21 protein-coding genes are annotated in these 19,285 nt (G+C 65.5%); 6 read left to right on the top strand and 15 right to left on the bottom strand.

The genetic code is table 11. The annotated features are described in order from the left end of the window. Positions 1-34: 34 nt before the first annotated feature. Both RM531_RS04580 and RM531_RS04585 read left to right on the top strand, forming a co-directional pair. A complete protein-coding gene (locus RM531_RS04580) occupies positions 35-832 on the top strand; it encodes a TSUP family transporter (RefSeq protein ID WP_311657627.1) in 798 nt (265 codons plus the stop codon). A gap of 60 nt (positions 833-892) precedes the next feature. Beyond that, positions 893-1,210: a metal-sensing transcriptional repressor gene (locus RM531_RS04585; protein ID WP_311651840.1), complete on the top strand. Its 318-nt coding sequence runs from the start codon at positions 893-895 to the stop codon at positions 1,208-1,210. A gap of 3 nt (positions 1,211-1,213) precedes the next feature. Here the strand turns inward: RM531_RS04585 and RM531_RS04590 are convergent, their stop codons facing one another. Together RM531_RS04590 and RM531_RS04595 are read right to left on the bottom strand one after the other, a co-directional pair. Next, a complete protein-coding gene (locus RM531_RS04590) occupies positions 1,214-1,624 on the bottom strand; it encodes a hypothetical protein (RefSeq protein WP_311657629.1) in 411 nt (136 codons plus the stop codon). Between the two features lie 34 nt (positions 1,625-1,658). Further along, positions 1,659-2,900 carry an NAD(P)/FAD-dependent oxidoreductase gene (locus tag RM531_RS04595; RefSeq protein WP_311657630.1) on the bottom strand — a complete coding sequence of 414 codons (1,242 nt, stop codon included), beginning with the start codon at positions 2,898-2,900 and terminating at the stop codon, positions 1,659-1,661. A gap of 101 nt (positions 2,901-3,001) precedes the next feature. On the opposite strand from RM531_RS04595, the gene RM531_RS04600 reads away from it, so the two are divergent. Together RM531_RS04600 and RM531_RS04605 are read left to right on the top strand one after the other, a co-directional pair. Then, positions 3,002-3,700 carry an MBL fold metallo-hydrolase gene (locus RM531_RS04600; protein WP_311651837.1) on the top strand — a complete coding sequence of 233 codons (699 nt, stop codon included), beginning with the start codon at positions 3,002-3,004 and terminating at the stop codon, positions 3,698-3,700. Positions 3,701-3,743: 43 nt separating this feature from the next. Beyond that, positions 3,744-5,471 (top strand): SulP family inorganic anion transporter, encoded by a 1,728-nt coding sequence (locus RM531_RS04605; RefSeq protein ID WP_311657632.1) that lies wholly within the window; start codon positions 3,744-3,746, stop codon positions 5,469-5,471. A 165-nt stretch (positions 5,472-5,636) separates the two neighbouring features. Here RM531_RS04605 and RM531_RS04610 read toward each other — a convergent pair whose 3' ends face one another. After that, positions 5,637-7,154 (bottom strand): OmpP1/FadL family transporter, encoded by a 1,518-nt coding sequence (locus RM531_RS04610; protein WP_311657633.1) that lies wholly within the window; start codon positions 7,152-7,154, stop codon positions 5,637-5,639. Between the two features lie 342 nt (positions 7,155-7,496). Between RM531_RS04610 and RM531_RS04615 the strand changes: the two genes are divergently transcribed. Continuing rightward, positions 7,497-8,396, top strand: a complete 900-nt coding sequence (locus tag RM531_RS04615; protein ID WP_311657634.1) for a hypothetical protein — start codon at positions 7,497-7,499, stop codon at positions 8,394-8,396. Between the two features lie 79 nt (positions 8,397-8,475). Here RM531_RS04615 and soxB read toward each other — a convergent pair whose 3' ends face one another. The 7 genes from soxB to soxC all read right to left on the bottom strand — a co-directional run bounded on the left by soxB (position 8,476) and on the right by soxC (position 15,122). Then, positions 8,476-10,185 (bottom strand): thiosulfohydrolase SoxB, encoded by a 1,710-nt coding sequence (gene soxB, locus RM531_RS04620; protein WP_311657635.1) that lies wholly within the window; start codon positions 10,183-10,185, stop codon positions 8,476-8,478. Positions 10,186-10,194: 9 nt separating this feature from the next. Beyond that, positions 10,195-10,893 (bottom strand): sulfur oxidation c-type cytochrome SoxX, encoded by a 699-nt coding sequence (gene soxX / locus RM531_RS04625; RefSeq protein WP_311657637.1) that lies wholly within the window; start codon positions 10,891-10,893, stop codon positions 10,195-10,197. Positions 10,894-10,903: 10 nt separating this feature from the next. Further along, the gene (soxA, locus tag RM531_RS04630; RefSeq protein WP_311657638.1) at positions 10,904-11,716 is read right to left on the bottom strand and encodes a sulfur oxidation c-type cytochrome SoxA; all 813 of its coding nucleotides are present in this window, start codon (positions 11,714-11,716) and stop codon (positions 10,904-10,906) included. Positions 11,717-11,746: 30 nt separating this feature from the next. Continuing rightward, positions 11,747-12,058 carry a thiosulfate oxidation carrier complex protein SoxZ gene (gene soxZ / locus RM531_RS04635; RefSeq protein ID WP_311657640.1) on the bottom strand — a complete coding sequence of 104 codons (312 nt, stop codon included), beginning with the start codon at positions 12,056-12,058 and terminating at the stop codon, positions 11,747-11,749. Positions 12,059-12,112: 54 nt separating this feature from the next. Then, positions 12,113-12,571 (bottom strand): thiosulfate oxidation carrier protein SoxY, encoded by a 459-nt coding sequence (soxY, locus tag RM531_RS04640; RefSeq protein WP_311657642.1) that lies wholly within the window; start codon positions 12,569-12,571, stop codon positions 12,113-12,115. Between the two features lie 36 nt (positions 12,572-12,607). Then, positions 12,608-13,666: a c-type cytochrome gene (locus tag RM531_RS04645; RefSeq protein ID WP_432280501.1), complete on the bottom strand. Its 1,059-nt coding sequence runs from the start codon at positions 13,664-13,666 to the stop codon at positions 12,608-12,610. A gap of 109 nt (positions 13,667-13,775) precedes the next feature. After that, the gene (soxC, locus tag RM531_RS04650) at positions 13,776-15,122 is read right to left on the bottom strand and encodes a sulfite dehydrogenase (protein WP_311657645.1); all 1,347 of its coding nucleotides are present in this window, start codon (positions 15,120-15,122) and stop codon (positions 13,776-13,778) included. 143 nt (positions 15,123-15,265) lie between these two features. Between soxC and RM531_RS04655 the strand changes: the two genes are divergently transcribed. After that, positions 15,266-16,246, top strand: a complete 981-nt coding sequence (locus RM531_RS04655) for an MBL fold metallo-hydrolase (RefSeq protein WP_311657648.1) — start codon at positions 15,266-15,268, stop codon at positions 16,244-16,246. 12 nt (positions 16,247-16,258) lie between these two features. Here the strand turns inward: RM531_RS04655 and RM531_RS04660 are convergent, their stop codons facing one another. Genes RM531_RS04660 through RM531_RS04680 form a run of 5 tightly spaced genes read right to left on the bottom strand, consistent with a single transcriptional unit; the run spans position 16,259 to position 19,281 of the window. Further along, the gene (locus RM531_RS04660) at positions 16,259-17,233 is read right to left on the bottom strand and encodes a rhodanese-like domain-containing protein (protein WP_311657649.1); all 975 of its coding nucleotides are present in this window, start codon (positions 17,231-17,233) and stop codon (positions 16,259-16,261) included. A gap of 25 nt (positions 17,234-17,258) precedes the next feature. Then, complete coding sequence (locus RM531_RS04665; RefSeq protein WP_311657650.1) at positions 17,259-17,906, bottom strand: DUF6969 family protein; 648 nt, start codon at positions 17,904-17,906, stop codon at positions 17,259-17,261. A 7-nt stretch (positions 17,907-17,913) separates the two neighbouring features. Next, positions 17,914-18,126: a hypothetical protein gene (locus RM531_RS04670; protein WP_311657651.1), complete on the bottom strand. Its 213-nt coding sequence runs from the start codon at positions 18,124-18,126 to the stop codon at positions 17,914-17,916. A 31-nt stretch (positions 18,127-18,157) separates the two neighbouring features. Further along, complete coding sequence (locus tag RM531_RS04675) at positions 18,158-18,766, bottom strand: DUF6691 family protein (protein WP_311657653.1); 609 nt, start codon at positions 18,764-18,766, stop codon at positions 18,158-18,160. Continuing rightward, positions 18,763-19,281: a YeeE/YedE thiosulfate transporter family protein gene (locus RM531_RS04680; RefSeq protein WP_311657654.1), complete on the bottom strand. Its 519-nt coding sequence runs from the start codon at positions 19,279-19,281 to the stop codon at positions 18,763-18,765. The genes RM531_RS04675 and RM531_RS04680 overlap by 4 nt, the downstream gene beginning before the upstream one ends. Between the last annotated feature and the right edge of the window lie 4 nt (positions 19,282-19,285).

Consider the following 19,285-nt stretch of genomic DNA (forward strand, 5'->3'; position numbering starts at 1 on the left):
CGGTGTTGGACGCAGACAGCAGGATTCAGCGCGCATGATAACGGTGTTGTGGGGAATTGTATTCGGACTGGCCGTGGGGCTGACGCCCGCCGGCGGCGGCCTGGCCGGTGTCGGCCTGCTGATGCTGGGGGCCGGGCTGTCGCCGCCGATGGCGGTGATCGCTGCCCTTTGCGCCGGGGCGCTGGTGGGGGCGGTGGGTGCCGGCGACGGCGCCCGCTCGCGGGCGCTGGATACCGGCGTGTCGCTGTGGCTGGGCGGCGGGGCGCTGATTGGCGCGCCGCTGGGTGCCCTGTTGCTCACGCAGCTGCCGCCGGCCCTGTGGTCGGGGCTGTTCGCGCTGGCCGCCAGTCTGGCCGGCCTGGCGCTCTGGCCCCGGGTTGCGGAAAAACCCTGGCTGCGGGCCGGTCTTTTCCTGAACGTGCCGCGGCTGCCGGCCGGGCAGCTGGCCAGCGTGGCGTTGTCGATGGCGGCCCGGATCAAGCTGCTGATCACCGGCGCGGCGGCGGCGCTGGCGGGCGCACTGTTCGGGGCCGGCAGCGGCGCGCTGAGCCGACCGCTGGTGACGCGGGTAGCCGGACTGCCGGCCCGTCAGACGTTGGCGGCGACACTGTTCCTGATGATCGTCACCGGCCTGGCCGGGGCGGGCTGGTTCTGGGCCTTCGGGCGCATCGGTGACGGCATGCTGATCGGCCAGGTGGTGCTGGGGGCGGTTGCCGGGTTCGGATTTGCCCGTCGATTGTCCGGCTATTGCGTTGCGCCATGGTTCAACCGCCTGACCGGGCTGGGAATTCTGACGGTAGGGGTGCTGGTGGCCGTGACCGGCATGTCATGACTTGCCGGCCGGGCCGCTGTTATACTCGTTGGAGTATTGCGCCTATACACCGGAGTGCAAATGCAGTCTTCAGTTGCAACGACCACGATCCCGCCGGAACTCGAGGCGGAGTGGTCGTCCAAGAAAGCGGCCCTGATCTCGCGGCTCAAGCGGGTGGAAGGCCAGTTGCGTGGCATCCAGGCGATGATCGATCGCGAGGCCGATTGCGAGCAGGTGGCCCAGCAGATGTCGGCAGCCCGCCGCGCGCTTGACCGTTCCTTCTACAACATGCTGTCCTGCGTGATGGAGCGGGAACTCGACTGCGCCAATCTGTCACCGGACGACGATCCCAAGCAGCGGCTGCAGTTCGCTACCGACCTGCTGTCCCGCTACGGCTGAGGCCTACCGGCTCCGCGCCAGCGCGCGGAATTCGAACGCGGCCCCGACGAGCTCGCTGACCAGGAACACCAGCAATACCGGCGTTACCGCGCCGGTTGCAACGTAGCCGATCACCAGCGCGGTGACGGCCAGCCGGCCCCAGGCATCCAGCCGCACCAGCGACAGATTGTCGGGCTGGCCCAGTCGGATCAGCGCCCACAGCACGCCCAGAACCCCGGCCACGTTGAGAAACAGATAGGCCATGGGCGACCACGCGCCCACGCCGTTACCGAATTCCAGTAGGGCATCGATGGTGCCGATCAGGTTGACCAAGCCGTGCGACAGGCCGGGAATGGCCATCACCGTCACGATGGGCAGGTCGATCCACGCGAACACCCGCATGGTTCGAATCAGGTCGGCGTTAGCCGTGGTCATGATTGGTGTCTGCCGTTGCTGAGCGATTGTCGCCTCACTTGCCGATCGCGGTCAGTGCCGGCTGCGGCTTGTGGCCTGGCCAGCTCAGGTCGATGCCCTTGAGCATGACGTTCCAGTACAGCCAGGGAAAGAAGTAGCGCTTGACGCCCCATTGCAGGGAGCGGGGTACCCGCGGGTCCATCGGGAAGCTGGATACCACCTCGCCGCCATAGCGGAACTCCGCCATCAGGACCTTGCCGCGGGACGTGGTCAACGGGCAGGCGCCGTAGCCGTCGTAATCACGGCCGCCGTTGCCGTGGCCCAGCGCATGCAGGATGCCGCCGGTAACCACCGGAAACTGCTGGCGCACGGCGGCGGCGGTCTTGGCATTGGGGGTGTCGGTACAGTCGCCCAGACCCCAGACGTTTTCGAAACGCGTGTGGCGCAGGCTGTTCTTGTCCACCGTCATCCAGCCCGCGTCGCCGGCCAGTGGGCTATTGCGGATCACGTCCGGGGCGCACTGGGGCGGGACCACGTGCAGCATGTCGAAATCGCGGGTGACGTCCCCGTCCGGCGTGGTGAAGGTCGCTTTCTGCTTCTTGCCATCTACCGCGATCAGATCATGGTGAAAGTGCGGGGTAGCGCCGTAGCTGGCAATCACCTTGTCCAGGGCCTGGGCGTAGGCGGGCACTCCGAACATGGCGCCGCCCTGATTATAGAAGGCCAGGTTCACGGATACTCCGCGCCGACGGAAGGTGTCGGCGGTCAGGTAGAGCGCTTTCTGCGGCGCCCCGGCGCACTTGATCGGCATGGCCGGCTGGGTGAACAGCGCGTTGCCGCTGGTGAGTTCGTTGGCCAGCTTGCAGGTATAAGGGGCCAGGTCGAAGCGGTAGTTGGAGGTGACGCCGTTATCGCCCAGCGTGTCGCACAGACCGTCGACCGCCTTCCAGTCCAGCTTCAGACCGGTGGCCACCACCAGGTACTTGTAGCCGATCGTATCGCCGTTCTCCAGCGTGACCCGGTTGTTGTCTGGATCAAAGCCGGTCACCGCGCTGCGAAGCCAGGTGGCCTTGTCCGGCATGTGATCGGATTCGGGGTGCTTGGTCTGCTCGGCGGTCATGGAACCGTCGCCTACCAGCGTCCAGCCGGGCTGATAGAAGTGCCACTTGGCCGGTTCCACCACCGCGACGTCCAGGTCGGGCTGCCGCCGCAGCAGGGCGCTGGCCACCGAGAGGCCGCCGGCGCCGCCGCCGACCACCACCACGACATGGGATTTCTGTTCGCCTGTCTGACTCATGGTCGCTCCTCGCCGCTTGAATTGCGCTGGCTGAATCCTTAAGCTTAACGCTAACAGAATATCGATATACTTTTAAAGCATATATCAACCGGAGGTTGAACATGCTCTTCCGTCAGCTCTTTGACAAGGAATCCAGCACCTACACCTATCTGATCGCGTCGGGCCGCGGCCGCGAAGCGCTGATCATCGATCCGGTGAAGGAGCAGACCGATGCCTACCTGGGCCTGATCGAGCAGCTCGATCTGAAGCTGGTGCGCGCCATCGACACCCACACCCATGCTGATCACATTACCGCTCTCGGCGATCTGCGCGAACATACCGACTGCATGACGCTGATGGGTGAGTTCACCAAAGCCGAGTGCGTCAGCGACCATGTCCGCGAGGGCGACACCGTCGATGTCGACGGGGTGCGGCTCAAGGCGCTGTATACGCCGGGCCATACGGATGAATCCTTCAGTTTCGTGCTGGATGGCGCCGGTCAGCGGGAGGATGCCGTGTTCACCGGCGACGTGCTGCTGATCCGGGGGTCCGGCCGCACCGACTTCCAGGGCGGCGACCCGTACAAGTCCTACGATTCCATCGTGAACAAGCTGTTCACCCTGGGTGACGAGACCCTGGTTTACCCGGCCCACGACTACAAGGGCTTCACCGCGTCGTCGATCGCCGAGGAGCGCCGTCACAATCCGCGTCTGGCCGGCAAGAGCGCCGAGGAATACGCGGCCATCATGAACAACCTCGATCTGCCCGATCCGAAACTGATGGATGTGGCGGTGCCGGCCAATCTCGCCTGCGGGCGGTGAGCGATCGCCGACGTCACACTATCGAGATGACGGGTCGGGCGTAATGCGTCTGGCCCGCTTCCTGCCGCTGTTTCAGCACCTCGTGGCGCCCGACCGGGGCAGTCGCACCGATGACCTGATCGCCGGGGCGATCACCGCCATCCTGCTGGTGCCTCAGGGCATGGCCTATGCCCTGCTTGCCGGCCTGCCGCCGGAGATGGGGCTGTACGCCTCGATCGTGCCGCCCTTCGTCTATGCGTTCTTCGGTACCAGCCGGGCGCTGGCGGTGGGGCCGGTGGCGGTCGCCGCCCTGATGGTGGCCAGTGCCCTGGGCCATTACGCCGGCGGCGATCAGGCGCTGTGGCTGACCGGCGCCATGATCCTGGCCGCCGAGACCGGCCTGATTCTGCTGGTGCTGGGGCTGTTCCGGCTGGGCGCGCTGGTGAGTTTCATCAGCCACCCGGTGCTCTCTGGCTTCACCAGCGGTGCGGCGGTGCTGATCATGGCCAGCCAGATCAAGCACCTGACCGGCATCGATCTCGAGCGCGGCCATGCGCTGGAAACGCTGCATGCCTTCGTTCAGCAACTGGACCAGCTCCACGTGGTGACGCTGGTATTCGGCGTGGTTGCGATCGTGGCGCTGGTGCTCGGCCGTCAGCCGCTGGTGCGCCTGCTCCAGCGATTGGGGCTGTCGGCCCGCGCGGCGACCCTGGCGTCCCGCACCGCGCCCCTGGCGGTTGTGATCGGCAGCACCGTTGTTGCGGCGCTGCTCGGTGCCGACAACGCCCATGATCTGGCGGTGGTGGGGGCGATCCCGGCCGGGCTGCCGTGGCCGTCGCTGTCCTTCTTCGCCGCCGAGGGCTGGCTCGAACTGTTCCCGTCCGCCGTGCTGATCGCGCTGGTGGGGTATGTGGAAAGCGTGTCCGTGGCCAAGGTGCTGGCGGCCCGGCGGCGTCAGAAGATCGATGCCAACAAGGAACTGACCGCCCTGGGTATTACCAACATGGCCGCGGCGGTGGCCGGGACCATGCCGGTGGCGGGTGGGTTTTCCCGCTCGGTGGTCAACTTCGATGCCGGGGCGCAGACCCAGCTCGCGGCCATCATCACCGCGGTGCTGGTGGCCTTGGTGGCGCTGTTCTTCACCGCCTGGTTCCATTACCTGCCAAATGCAGTGCTGGCCGCGATCATCGTGGTGGCCGTGGCCCAGCTCATCGATCTGGATACCGCCCGGCGCACCTGGGCCTATGACCGCGCGGACGGGGCGGCGCTGGCCGTGACCTTCGTGGCGGTATTCGTGCTGGGTATCGAGCTCGGGCTGCTGGTAGGCATAGGCCTGTCGCTTGCGCTGTACCTGTGGCGAACCAGCCGGCCGCACATGGCGGTCATGGGTCGGGTGCCGGGCACCGAGCACTTCCGCAACGTCAACCGGCATGTGGTCGAGACTGATCCCAGCCTGGTGGTGATCCGCATCGACGAGAACATCTACTTCGCCAATGCGGCCCAGGTGGAGGAGTACGTCGCCCAGCATCTCACCGCGATGCCCGAGGCCCGTCATGTGCTGCTGGTGATGACCGCCGTGAGCTATATCGACGCCAGCGGCCTGGAGATGCTGGAGCATCTGGAAGAGGACCTTTCGCATGCCGACGTGACTCTGCATCTGGCCGAGGTCAAGGGACCGGTGGCGGACCGGCTGGCAGTTTCGCGGCTGGGCGAGCGGGTGGCTAACCGGACCTACCTCACCACCGATCTGGCCTTCTGTGCGATTACCGGGCGGGAGCAGGCCCACGACTAGCCGCCGGCGGGCCGCCGTCAGCGACGGGCCCGTTCGGCATCCTGGCCGGGGTGAGTCCCGGAACCCGATAGCCGAAAAAGAGCTGTCGAGCGGCGAACCGCCCGACAGCGAGCACGGAGGAATCGTTTCGGCCGGGCCGTGGTGGCCGGGCCGGTTGGTCTGAGGTCAGTCGTACCGGAAGTTCACGCCGAAGGTGAGCTCCACCTGGTACATGGACAATTCAATATCCTGGTCGTTCGGGTCAGTACCGAAGTTCGGGCCGCCATTAAGCAGTGACAGGGCGCCGCCCTCGACGTTGCTCAGCGGATTCTTGCCGGTCACGGTGTTGTCGGCCGCGTACATCACGGCGAAGTCGAACCCGACGCGATTGCTGTACTGCCAGGTCAGGCCGGCGGTGTAGTGATGCTCCGGCACCGCCGGGACAAGGATGTTGAACAGCACTTCGGAACTCTGGATCGGCTGGGTGTTGTTGCTGTAACCGACCCGGTAGGTGAAGTCACCGCGCTGGTATTCATAGCCGAACTTGTAGGTGGTCACGTCATGCCAGCCGAAGCCGGGGCCGTTCTCACCGCCGAGGCAGGTGTCGAAATCAACCGGTCCGCCCAGCAGGATCGGGCGGGCGCAGCCGTTGACGAACTGGTTGGGGTTTAGATCATCACCTACCGAGGATACCTCGTTGAAGTTGATCCGCTGGTAGTCGATGGCGATGCGGTGGTTGTGCGAGGGAATCAGCGCGATGCCGACATTCCATGTGGACGGGATGTCGAACGCGCCATCCTTCTGGAACAGGCCGCGGTATTCGTCGAAGTTCGTCATCTCGATGCGGCTCTGGTACGACGCGCCGAATCGCAGCCAGGAGGCCAGCTCGTAGGTCATGCCGACCCGGGCACCGCCGCCGAAGGAAAATTCGGTGCCATTGTTGGTAACCCGATCCGGGTTCTCCGAAAAACGGGCGAACGCCTGCAGCCCCCAGGACTGGAAACGCTGGGCGACGAAGATGGGCGAAATGCCCAGGCTGAGCCGGTCGCCGAATTCGCGGGCGTAGGTGGGCACCACGAACAGCTGGATCAGGTCCACGCCCGGGTCGGACTGCTCGCCGCCGCAGAGTCCGAACACACCGGGCGACCCCACATTGGCGCCGCCGCCGAACGAGCCTTCACAGGTTTCCTGCAGCGGCAGGATCTGGGCGGCGTCGCCGGCCGCGAACGTGGCCCGGCCGCGGTCGTACTCCGTATTCAGCCCGCCATTACCGTAGACCGTAATGCCCCAGACGGACTTGTCGTCGATGCGCCAGGAAAACGCCATGCCCGGAATCGGGAACAGCTCGTGCTTGCTGCGCACCTCGTCCATGGGGCGGCCGTCCTCGTCCAGTCGGTTGATCTGGAACAGGCCGGAACCCGAGACCGGCGTGATGTCCGGTTCGTTCTTGACCGTGAAGTCCCGCATCGGGCTGAACAGGCTGAAATTGAAATCCATCCGGTCGCCCACGCGGGTAAGCAGGGCCGGGTTGATCGAGCCGACGAAGGCATCGGAACCCAGCGCGGTACCGGCGCCGGCCATGCCGCGTTGCTGGGCACTGTAGCCGTGGGCGAAGTAGCCGTTGGTGGCCAGCGCGCTGCCGGTGGTTATCAGGCCCAGTGCCAGCATGGCGCCCTGGAGTCCCCGTTGGTATGTCTCCCTCATCGCACCTCTCCTGCATTGATTGTTCGCGTGTCGCCCGCTTCGATCCGGGTCTGAAAGTACACTCGAGTCCCGTCGTGACGGGGTTATCCTGTCTTGATTTACCGCGTATCGACGTCCGGAGAATCGACTTCGATCGGGGATATTTATCGGTCGATTAACAGTATCATAAATTCGTGGCATTGTACCCCTACCGGTATATCGTCGGCTTGGGCTTCCGGCAGCGTAAACGCTGGCCGATGCATTCCCTCGATATATACAGGCGGGGGTAATAATGGCTGCGGAGTCGCGTGAGGTTTGCCGCGAACGCCGGCAGCATGGCAATGGTGCAAAGGGAGGAGAGACATGAAACGCTTGATGATCATTCTGATGACGGGCCTGGGCTTGCTGGGCAGTGGCCAGGTGCTGGCCCAGGGGCTGCAGCCCTATGTGCTGGCCTATGGCGACAAGACCTCGGTGGAAGATGAAGTGCAGCGGGTCAAAAACAAGCTTCGAAACGGAGATTTCGAGGTTGTGGGGGAGTACAGCCCCTACGAAAACGCGCACGTGATCGGGTTCACCTCCCCGGCGCTGCAGTCGGCGGCCGCCGCCAGCGGGGCCAAGGGCGGTTACGGGGCGGTGCTGCATGCCAGCGTGACCCGGGTCGGCGAGTATTCGCAGGTGGTGTACCTGAATCCCGAATACATGGCGGCTGCCTACCGCATGGACGCGGATCTGGCCGATGTGGCGGCCCAGCTCAAGAAATCCTTGGGCGCGGGCAAGCTGTTCGGTACCGACGAGGAGAGAACGGCGGAAGACCTGCGCGAGTACCACTACATGTTCGGCATGGAATACTTCGACGACCCGTACGAACTGGCCGAGTTCGACAGCTATGAAACTGCCGTGGCCACGGTGGAGAAGAACATCAAGGCCAACATCGGCGGGGTTGATCTGGTTTATCGAGTCGATATTCCCGATGCCCAGCAGACGTTGTTCGGCGTATCGCGGGCCGCCGTGGCGGACGACAATGCCAATGACGCGAAGATTCTGCGGGATGTGGTGGACGAGAAGTTCAACACCAAGACCACCGCCTATCTGCCGTATCAGATCCTCGTGACCGGTAACAAGGCCGAGGCCCTGCACATGCGTTTCCGCATGGCGATCTGGCATCCGGACCTGACCATGCTGACCTTCGGCAAGCTCATCAGCAGTCCGGGTGCGATTGACGATCTGCTCACCAGTGTGGCCAACGGCGGCGAGGAATAGGCGCGTCGATCACACGTAAAAAAGCCGCCACCCGGAAAGCCGGGTGGCGGCCTGTCGGCCGCCGCACGGGGAGAGGCGGTCAAACGATGCCCTTGTTGCCCTCCAGGCCGATAATCCGCGGCTGATTGGGTTCGCGCTCGGTGATGGTCTTCTTGTCCCGCAGCCAGTCCCCCACCACGTCCCAGATGGGCTCGCCTTCGGGAATGTCGTTGACCGAGGCCCAGCCGGCTACCCGGTAGTTCCGGTCCGCCTGCACCGGCTCGCCGTCGATGCGCATGTCGCGGATGCGCTTGCCCATTTCGGCGGTCGGCGCAATGGCATAGGTCAGGCCGCCCACGCGCACCATGTCGCCGCCCTGCTGGGAGTAGGGGTCGGTGTTGAACAGGTTGTCGGCCACGTCTTCCAGCACCAGCTTGAGGCGCTCGCCGGTCATGTCGTTGCGCGTGGTGGTGGGGTAGGTGATGGCGGTCTGATCCATCAGCCGTTCCATGGTGATGGCATCGCCCGGTAGCAGCGAGGTACCCCAGCGGAAACCGGGGGACAGCGCCACGTCGGCGTCCTTCATCTCCATCAGGGCATCGACAATCAACTGGTCGAAGGTGCCGTTGAAGTTGCCGCGCCGGTAGAGCACGTCCTCGGTGACCGCCAGTTCTTCGGCCAGTTTGTCGGCGTAGGGCTCGCGAATTCTCGTGATCAAGGCATCCATGTCGGGGTCGGCCGGCAGCATGTCGGCGAACACCGGCAGCAGCCGGTACTGCCAGTCCCGGATCCTGCCGTCGGCGACGTCGAAATCGAGCACGCCCAGGAACTTGCCGTTGCTGCCGCCGTTGGCGACGATGGTTTCGCCACCGTCGTTCTCGACTACCTGCGGGCGGGGCACGGCGTCGTGGGTGTGGCCGCCAAGGATCGCGTCCAGACCGGTCACCTGTGAGGCCAGCTTGAGGTCCACGTCCATGCCGTTGTGCGACAGCAGTACCACCACCTGCGCGCCTTCCTCGCGCGCGGCGTTGATGTTGTCCTGCAGATCGGATTCGCGGATGCCGAAGTTCCAGTTCGGCATCAAATAACTGGGATTGGCGATCGGCGTGTAGGGGAAGGCCTGGCCCAGCACGGCCACCGGCACGCCGTTCATCTCGCGCATGGTGTAGGCTTTGAAGATCGGGTCGCCGAAGCCGGAATCGCGCACGTTCTGGGCCAGGAAGTCGATCTTCCCGTCCAGGTCATTCTCGACCAGCTCCAGCACCCGCTCGTCGCCCAGGGTGAATTCCCAGTGGCCGGTCATGGCGTCGACGCCGAGTTCGAGGCTGGCGTCGACCATGTCCCGGCCCCTGGTCCAGAGCGCGGTGGCCGAACCCTGCCACAGATCGCCGCCGTCCAGCAGCATGGCGTCCGGCCGCTCGCTGCGCATCTGCCTGACCAGCGTGGCCAGGTGGGAAAAGCCGCCGACCCGGCCGTACCGGGTAGCCGCCTCGGCGAAGTCGAGGCAGGTCATGGCGTGGGCATTGATCGAGCCCGGCTCGACGCCGAATTCGTTCAGGAAATGCTGGCCCACGAGATGCGGTGGGCGGTTGCGCGCGCCGCCCAGCCCGATATTGACCGCGGGTTCGCGGAAGTAGACGGGGCGCAACTGCGCATGCGTGTCGGTCATGTGCAGGAAGTGCACATTGCCCTTCGCCGGCACATGGTAGAACTCGCCGCTTTCGGGACGTGCCGCGGCACGCAGGTTGTGGACGGGCAGGCCGGCTGCGGCAGCCGCCGCCAGCATGCCGAGAAATTCACGACGCTGCATGGAAATGTCCTATGGCTTGCGGTTGACCGGGGAGTCGGGGTCCAGCAGATAGGCCATCACGTCCTTGAGCTGCTGCTCGGTGAGGATGCCGGCGTCGCCGAACCGCGGCATGTGGGAGCAGGCGTTGAACGCGTGCGGATTCCACAGCTTGTCCCAGGTGTAAGTGAGTATCTGCTCGCTGGTGCCGCGCTGACCGTAGTTGGTCAGGGACGGGCCGAGCGTGCCGTAGGCGACTTCTTCCGGGTCGAGCTGGTGGCAGGCGTAGCAGTTGCCGCCGTTGGGCTCGTCCGGATTGTCGCTGTACTGCATGCCGGTGCCGGTCTGGGCGATGGTCTCGCCGGCTTCCCAGTCGCCGAGGTAGTTGCCGTCCTCGGGGTAGGTCACACCTGCCTTGGCGGCGGCGCGAATGCCTTCGGCCTGCTCGCCGCCGGGACTGGCGCCGCCGACTTCGCTGCAGGTGACCTGCATCTCGGACTGTTCCAGCCGGTCCATGCCGACGCCGTTTCGCGGCTCAAGCGAGGATTCGAGCATGGCGGTGACGTCGACCGCGGGTGTTCCGGCTTTGGTGGAATCCTCGGCCGCGGCATTGCCGCCGTTGCTGTCGGCATCTGCCGCAGTCGATGCGGTGTCGGGCCCGCTCTCGCTGCAGCCGGTCAGCGCCAGGGTCAGGCCGGCGAGCGCGGATAGAACTGTTTGACGAGTACGCATGCGACCGCTCCTAACGCTTCAGGCCGGGGGCTGCCATGGTGCCGCCGTTGGCGTTGACGCCCATGTAGGTGATGATGCTGACGGCGGCTTCCGAGCCCACCTTGAGCATTGGCAACCGCTGCTGACGCATGCAGTTGCGCATGCGCCATTCCATCGTCCGCACCACGCCCTGCGAAATCCGGTAGGCCGGCCAGTCGGGATAGGAAGACCGTGCGCCGTCGGCCGTGGTCAGGTTGGGCAGGTCCTGCAACCGCACCCGCTTGTCGTCCTGCCGGTGGCAGGTGGCGCAGGCAAAGTCGTACGGGCCGGCGCGATGCCAGAACAGCGCCTTGCCGGCCTTGTAGGCCTGCTTCTCGGCCGGGTGCGACTGCGGGATGTCGATGGTCTCTCCCTCGGATTCGCTGGCGACATAGGCGGCCAACGCTTCGAGGGTGCTGTCGGTCTCGCCGCGTCCCGAGTAGGGGTCGGCGGTGATCTCGGCCCGGTCGAAGCCCTGTAGTTCCACCATGCAGTGGATAAGGCGGGCTTCCAGGTCCATCACCTGATCGACGTCCTCGAAATAGCGGGGCAGCTGGGCATAGGCGCCATCCACCACGCCAGGGCCGAGCCCGAGGTCGCACTGTTCCAGTGACACCTGATTGGGGCCGCGCTTTTCCGTCCAGACGGCGGCGCCTTCGTCGATTACGAATACGGCCGGGTTGTCGTCCCCGAACATCTCGCGGTATTCGCTGAAGGTGCCGTCGTCCTGGGCGAATGCCGCAGACAGGGTCAGCCCGCACAGGGCTGTTGCCAGGGCGGATAGTGGTCTCGGCTTGCGTGCCATGGCGATCTCCCGGCTCGAGTGGCGTATCGCTCAGCGAATCGATGTGGTGGTTTCGGCGGTTTCGCCCTGGTTGTCCTTCCAGGCAATCTTGAGCTTGTCGCCTTTCTCGGCGCCCTGGAAACGGAATGACAGGAAGGGGTTCTGCGATACCGCCGCGCCCCACTGGCTTTCCATCACCGTGCGATCACCGACCGTGGCGGTGACATTGGTGATGAAGTGGGCGGGAATCGGATTGCCCTGATCGTCCTTGCGCAGCCCGGTCTCCATCGGGTGCTGCATCAGGACCTTCACTTCGGTGTTGTCGCCCTTCTTCTGGGCTCGAATGCGCATGCGTCCAGCCATGGGTGGCCTCCTGAAATCGTTGACGTGGCTAAGCGGATATTGCCGGTGGCGGGATCAGCCGCCGCAGCCGCCCAGCGTGACCTTGGTTTCATTGGCGGTCATGTAGAGCTTGCCGTCCGCCTTGACCACGGCGTAGATGTCACAGGTCTGCGCGACCTTGACGCGGGTCTGCACGAAAGCCTCGGTGTTTGCCGGAATCATGAAGCCGCCGGCCAGGGGATTCGGATTCTTTTCCACCAGCAGCCAGATCTGTTCGGTGCCGGCCAGCTTGCTGGTGACCGACACCGGCACCACCGCGCCGTTCTCGGCGATATCCGGGGTTTCCAGATCGATCTGATCACTTTTTTCGGGCTTGCCGCCCAGGGCCGCGAAGGTGGCATCCAGGGCTTCGGCCTTGAACGCGTCCTCGGGGCGGGCGAACTTCGCGAGGGCCTGCAATGGCCAGGTGCCGGCGGCCGCCAGCACGCCCAGCGCACCGCCGGCCTTCAATATGACTCGTCGCTTGAAATCCATGTTGATCACTCCGTTGTCGGTATTCGTGAGTCCAGACTAATTCGAATCGCCGCTCGCCAGCCATTCGGCCAGGGCGGCGATGTCCTCATCCGGAATATCGGATTGCGGCGGCATGGGTATCTGGCCCCATACCCCCTTGCCACCGTTGCGAATCTTGTCCGCCAGATAGGCCGCGGCGTCGTCGCGGTCGGCGTACTTGTCGCTGATGGCGGCAAAACCGGGTCCCACCAGCTTGCCGTCCATCTGATGGCAGCCGGTACAGCCGTACTCGCCGGCCAGCGCCATGGCGGTATCGGCGGTCATGCCGTCATCCGCCGGGGCGGGCGCGGTGTCGCCGGTCGCGGTCTGCTCGTTGCCGGCTGATGCCGGTTCCACGCCGGCCTCTTCGGCTTCCTCGACGGTATCGATGCCGGGCGTGGCGGTGTAGGGACGCATCTGCTGCGCCAGATTGCCGTTGGCCCCCTTGGCGTAGTCGGGGATCGACGACAGGATTTCGACCTCGTCGTCACAGTCCGTCATGCAGGCCACGTTGGCGGTATCCGGCTCGCCGTCGATTTTCCAGAGGCCGTGATCGCGGGTCATGCCGTTGCGGTTGGGCATCTTCGCCTGGATGTCGTCGATGTTCTCGTGCGACAGCGTAAACTCGTAATCGACGATGTAGGCCAGATTAAGAAGATAGGCGAGCACCGCATACACTTGGTCATCCGACAGCGACTTGGGATTGTTCCAGGGCATGGCCCTGTGGATATAGTCCCACAGGGTCGAGACGGTACTGACCTTCATGAAGGTGGTGCGAACCCGTGCCGGATCATTGAGCGCTTCCACCCGGCCGGTTTCGATGTCTTCCTCGGTGACGTTGCCCAGCACCAGCGGGGTGAAGACCTCGTTGGAATCGCCGAAGTCGCCGTGGCAGCTGCTGCACTGGGCAAGCCAGACTTCCTCGCCTTCCTCGACCGAGCCCGATCCGGGTGGCAGGCCCTTGAAGTCGGGGCGCACGTCGATGTCCCAGGCGTCGATCTCGGCCGCCGTGGCGGCGCGGCCTACATCGCCGTACTTGCCCTGCCAAGGGCTGGGCGAGGGTTCGGTGGCCGCCATGTCCGGCTTGTTGTCGTTGCCTGTTTGAGCGGCCTCCGCCTCGGCTACTGGTGCCGTGTCGGCCCCACAGCCGGCCAGGGCCGCCAACAGACCGAGCAGCGCGAGACGATTAACCCACGTGCACATTGGCCACCTCCCCGTTCTCCGAGACCTGCCAGGACTGGATGGCATTGTTGTGATAGATCGACCGCGAGCCGCGCGCGTCCCGCAGCTGGCTGTAAGTGGGCTGCACGAAACCCGTGCTGTCGATGGCGCGGCTCTGCAGGATGGCGGGCCCGCCGTCCCAGACCCAGTCGATGTTGAAGCGCGTCAGCGCCTTGGGCAGCACCGGCTCTTCCAGGCGCGCGGTATGCCAGTTCCTGCCGCCATCGACGGATACATCCACCCGCTTGATATGGCCGCGGCCGGTCCAGGCCAGACCGGATACGTTGTAATAACCCTGTGTCAGCAGCTTCTGGCCGCCGGACGGGGTAGTGATAACCGACTTGGCCTCGTGGATGGAGGTGTACTGGCGCTGCATGCCGTCCGGCATCAGGTCGACGTAGTGCGAGGTTTCATCCTTGGTGGCATAGGGCTGATCGCCAACTTCCAGCCGCCGCAGCCACTTGACCCAGGACACGCCCTGGACTCCCGGCACCACCAAGCGCAGGGGATAGCCGTTTTCCGGTCGCAGCATCTCGCCGTTGGAGCCATAGGCCACCATGGCATCGTCCAGCGCCCGCTCGATGTCGATGGTGCGGGTCATGCTGGATCCGTCGGCGCCCTCGGCCAGCAGATACTTCGCCTTCTTTTCGTCGAAGCCGGCGTCCTCGAGTAGGGTGGACAGAAGCACGCCGGTGTATTCGTTGCCCGAGAGCATGCCGTGGGTGTACTGCACGGTGGGCACCGCGGCGTTGCCCCATTCCATGGCGGAATTGGCGCCGCATTCGACGAAGTGGATGCGCGATACCGAGGGCAGGCGCATCAGATCGTCCATGGTGTAAACACGTGGCTTGTCCACCAGGCCGTTGATCATCAGCCGGTGTTTTGCGGGATCGATATCCACCCAGCCCTGATGGTGGCGTTCGAAATGCAGGCCGCTGGCGGTGATGATGCCGAACATGCCTTGCAACGGGCTGAAGGCCACGTTGGCCTGATCGGTGGCCGCCAGGCCGGGACTGGTGCGGCGCACCAGATTGGATTCGTATTTGGAGGGCTGCCCGTAAGGATTGTGGGCCACGGGATAGCCGAGTTTCTTGCTCCAGGGCGGCAGATTCAGGATGTGCTCGTCGCCGTCACCGGCTGCCATCGCCGCCGGCGCCGCCATGGCCGCGGTGGCGGCCAGAAAGCTCTTGCGGATGAATGACCGGCGATCCTCGTCGATCTGGCCCCGCCGGATGGCGTCGAGGCTGTCGGCATCGAGAAAATTCTCCGGTGCCGGCCGGATGCGTCCCGGTCGGACCTTGCTTCGATCCATGTTCCAGCCTCCTATCGCCATGGCTCGCGGCGCCTGTCGCGTGCGCCTTGTCTTGCTTTACCCAGCGACTGCCGCAACGCTTGCGGAACGACACTCACTCGATGTACTCATACCCCCTAGTGTATCTCACAACGAAGCCATCGATGCAAACCCCGCGACGCCTGCTGTTCACCACAATCGGAGCCCTTGTGTGGGCGGCGTCCTGGCAAACGGGGGCGAGCGGTTCGTCGTCCGCGGCGATCGACCTGACGCCGGTTCGCCTGACCGACCGGGCCTGGTTCTTCCGCGGGGCACTGGACGCCGTTTCCCGGGCCAACCGCGGCTTCATGAGCAATGCCGGTTTCGTGGTCACCGACGACGGGGTGGTCGTATTCGACGCCCTGGGTACCCCGGCGCTGGGGCGTGCGATGATCGAGGCCGTTCGCGAGGTGACGGAGCAGCCCATTCGCCGCGTGATCGTCAGTCACTACCATGCCGATCACATGTACGGGCTGAGCGCCTTCCGCGACATCGGCGCCGACATTTGGGCGCGCGGCGAGGGAAGGCGTTATCTGGCCTCCGATGGCGCCCGGCGCCGGCTGGATCAGCGTCGGGACATGCTGGGTCCCTGGATGGGTGATCAGTCGCCGCTGGTGCCGGCCGACCGCTGGCTGGCGCTGCCGCGGGGCGAGCGCATGTCGTTCCGCATGGGCGGGGTCGAGTTCGTGCTGATCAGCGCCGGTTTCGCTCATGCCCGCGACGACCTGATGCTGCTGGTGCCGGACGAACAGCTGATGTTTGCCGGCGATATCTACGCGGCCGGACGCATTCCGTTCGTCGAGGATGGGGATACCCGGGGCTGGCTGACCGCGATGCAGCAGATGGAGGACGCCGCGCCGACAATCGTGGTGCCCGGCCACGGCCGGGTGTCGCGTGACCTGGATGAGGATATCCGCCTGACCCGTGACTACATCCGCTTCCTGCGTGAGCGAATGCGCGCGGCGGTAGAGAATTTTGTGCCGTTCGAGCAGGCCTATGCCAACACCGACTGGTCGCGCTTCGCCGACCAGCCGGCATTCGAGGCCGCCAATCGCGGTAATGCCTACAGCGTCTACCTGGAGATGGAGCAGGCGGTTCTGGAATAGCCGCGGTGGGCTTTAGTCGCTCAGGCCGACCACATCCTTGCCGCCCAGCGTGGTCCACTCCAGCATCGACCCGTCATAGAGACGGGTGTTGTCTACGCCCATGATCTCGCTGACGATGAACCAGGCGCCCGATGCCAGATGACCGGTATTGCAGTAGGTAATGGTGCCGGGCTTCGCGTCGATGCCCGTCTTCCGGAAAATTTGGCGATACTCGTCCGCGCCGAGAAACATCGCGGCCGGGCCCTGGCTGCGGGTGCGCAGATCCAGCGGCAGGTTGTGGGCGCCGCGCAGATGGCCGGCGGCCTTGACCGAAGATTTCTTCGATACCCCGAGGAACTGCTGGGCGGTACGCGCGTCGACCAGCGTGGCGCCGTCCTCCAGCGCCCCGGCCACATCTTCGTACTCGGCAATCAGTTCGGCGCGGGGTTCATCCGCTGTCCAGTCGCCGCCGCTGGTGGCCGCGGCGTCGGTGCTGGCCTCGAAACCGGCGGCCAGCCAGGCGGCGTTACCGCCGTTGAGGATGGCAACCTCGTCCTCGCCGAAATACTTCAGCGTCCAGTAAACCCGGGCGGCCCCATCCATCTCGGCCGTACTCTGCCCGGGATTGGTGATCACGATGGGACGGTCGCCATCGACGCCGGCCTCGCGCATCAGCGCCTGAAATGCGCTTGCCTCCGGGACCCGGCCGCCGATCTTGTGACCCCGGACGTCCCGCTCGACCCGCACGCGGGCGTAATCGAGCAACCGTGCGCCGGGGATGTGGCCGCCCACCTGCGTCACGTAGCGCTGACCGTCCTCGGTGGTGTCGTACTCCGGTGGCTGGGTGAAACCGTCCAGCCAGTTGCGGACATCCACGACGGTGACGCCGTCGCGGTGCGCCTGCAGCCACTGGGCGTCGACCAGCGGACCGGGCAGCGTGGCCGCCTGCGTGGGCGCGCAGGCGCTCAGCAGCATGGCGGCGGCAAGCGTGATCAACGGCTGTTTCATCGGGTTCACCATGGGTCGGGCGTGGTCAGGTATCCAGTGCCGCCACGCTGTCTGCCAGCGAGACGGGCTCGGACGTCAGCACATGCAGGCGGCGGTCGTCGAGCAGATTGGGCCGCGGCCCCCGGCTGGCCAGGTCTGTCAGTCGCTGGTCGCGGGCCTTGATGACGCGCTCGATCTGTGGCCGCAACAATACTGTCGTTGCCGCCAGCCAGTCGGCCACCGCGAGCAGTTCGGCGGTGGGCGGAGCGACACGGAAGCCGTCGAGCGCGTCCAGTACGTCGGGGGCCGGCTGCCAGACCTCGTCGGTCACCCAGCGATTGGTGGTGAAAACCCGCAACGGCAGTCCGCGGGCGTCCACCGACAGGGCCACCAGATGCGTCAACGGTTCGCGTTCGTCCGCGTCGGCGGCGCCGGCCCGCACAAACAGATGGAAGTGGCCGTGTTCGCCCCAGGCGGCTGGCATGTCCCGGTGGCAATGGTAGAAGAACCGGTACCCGGAGGCGGTATCGCGAGCGTCCCGGGGCGGGTAGTGGGTCCACTCGCCGGGCTCGGCGGCGTCCCCCATGACGGCGGACACCACGCTGGCACCGTCACGGGCCAGCGTGGTCATGCGGTCGATCGCGGTGCGCGCCGCGGTCTGCCGACGCCGCTTGTCCGCCACCGCGACCGTCAATGCCGGATCAGCCGCCCGCGCAGGGGTTGCTCGGCCGCTGACCGGTGGCGCCGGCGCAGGGATTGGCGGGTTTCTCCGACGCGGTCTTCTGCGAATCCGCGCTGGATGCATCGCCCTGCTCCGAGGAGCAGCCGGCCATGGGCGCCACGCTGCCCAGAGCCAGGGCCAGGGCCGAGAGTTGTGCCGTCAGGCGACCGGCATTATTGCCAGACTGTTTCATCGTCAGTGTCCTCGAGTCGGTACGAATGGGATCAGGCGTTGCCGGGCTCGGCCGTCTGGCCGCCGGTGTCGGTGGCGCGCTGCTTCGGCTTGGGTGTGCGCGTGGTGAAGTAGCCCACGCCGGCCGCCACGGCGGTCAGCATCAGCAGGACCACGATGGTGGGCAGCCCCAGCAGTTCCGGCACCGTCTGGGCTTCCGGGGCGGGCAGGGCGGTCAGCATGGGTTCGACCGCGTTGTAGACGCCCGCGAACACCACGGTGCCCAGAATCAGGCCCAGAAAGAACACCACGCCGTCCATGTGACCGGAAAAAATACCGACCACGGAAGTGCCCGGGCAGAAGCCGCCCACGGCCATGCCGGCCCCCACGCCCGCGCCGCCGAGCAGGGTGGCGTAGATGAAGGCGGAGGGGATGTAGATCTCGTTCTTCGAGATGAACCCGGTCATCTCCAGGATGAACAGCCCGAAGGCGCACACCAGGATAGCGGTGAACATCACGTTGAACACCGTCCAGTCGCGGAAACGCAACTGGGCGGTCAGCTTGCAGGCGCTGGCAAAGCCGGCCCGCTCCAGCGCAAATCCGAAGATCAGGCCACAGACCAGTGCGGTGGCCACGCTATACATACCGATGGTGAAGCTCATGCCCAGTACCTCTTCATGAACAGGCCGACGCCGGCGCCGGTGGCAAAGAAACCGATCAGGAACAGAAAGCCGGCCACCCCCAGGGTGGCGCTGCCGGACAGCCCCAGCCCACTGGTGCAGCCCAGCGACAGACGGGCGCCGAAACCGGCGAGCATGCCTCCGAGCAGGGCGAGACCGCCGCGCTTGGCGCGGCCGAGTTTATCCGGGCCGCCGAACTGCAGACGGAAGCGGCCGGCGGTCAGCGCGCCGATCAATGCGCCCACGGCGAGGCCGATCAACTGCCAGGTAATCCAGAAATTGAGCGGGTTGTAGCCGTCGGACAGCATGCGTCCGAAGTAGGCGTTGGATTCGGCCGCGTTGCCGGCCACGGTCTGACTGGTCTTGGCCGCGATGGCGGTGGTGGCGCCGCTGGCCCCCAGCCCGTGCCCCGTGAGCACGAACGTCAGCAACAGGCCGAGGCCGAGCAGGCCGCCGGCGATATAGGGATTCCAGTACGGCTTGGGTGCAGTCTGCATGCAA

The sequence above is a fragment of the Spectribacter acetivorans genome (assembly GCF_031846305.1).
GTDB classification, from domain to species: domain Bacteria; phylum Pseudomonadota; class Gammaproteobacteria; order Nevskiales; family Salinisphaeraceae; genus Spectribacter; species Spectribacter acetivorans.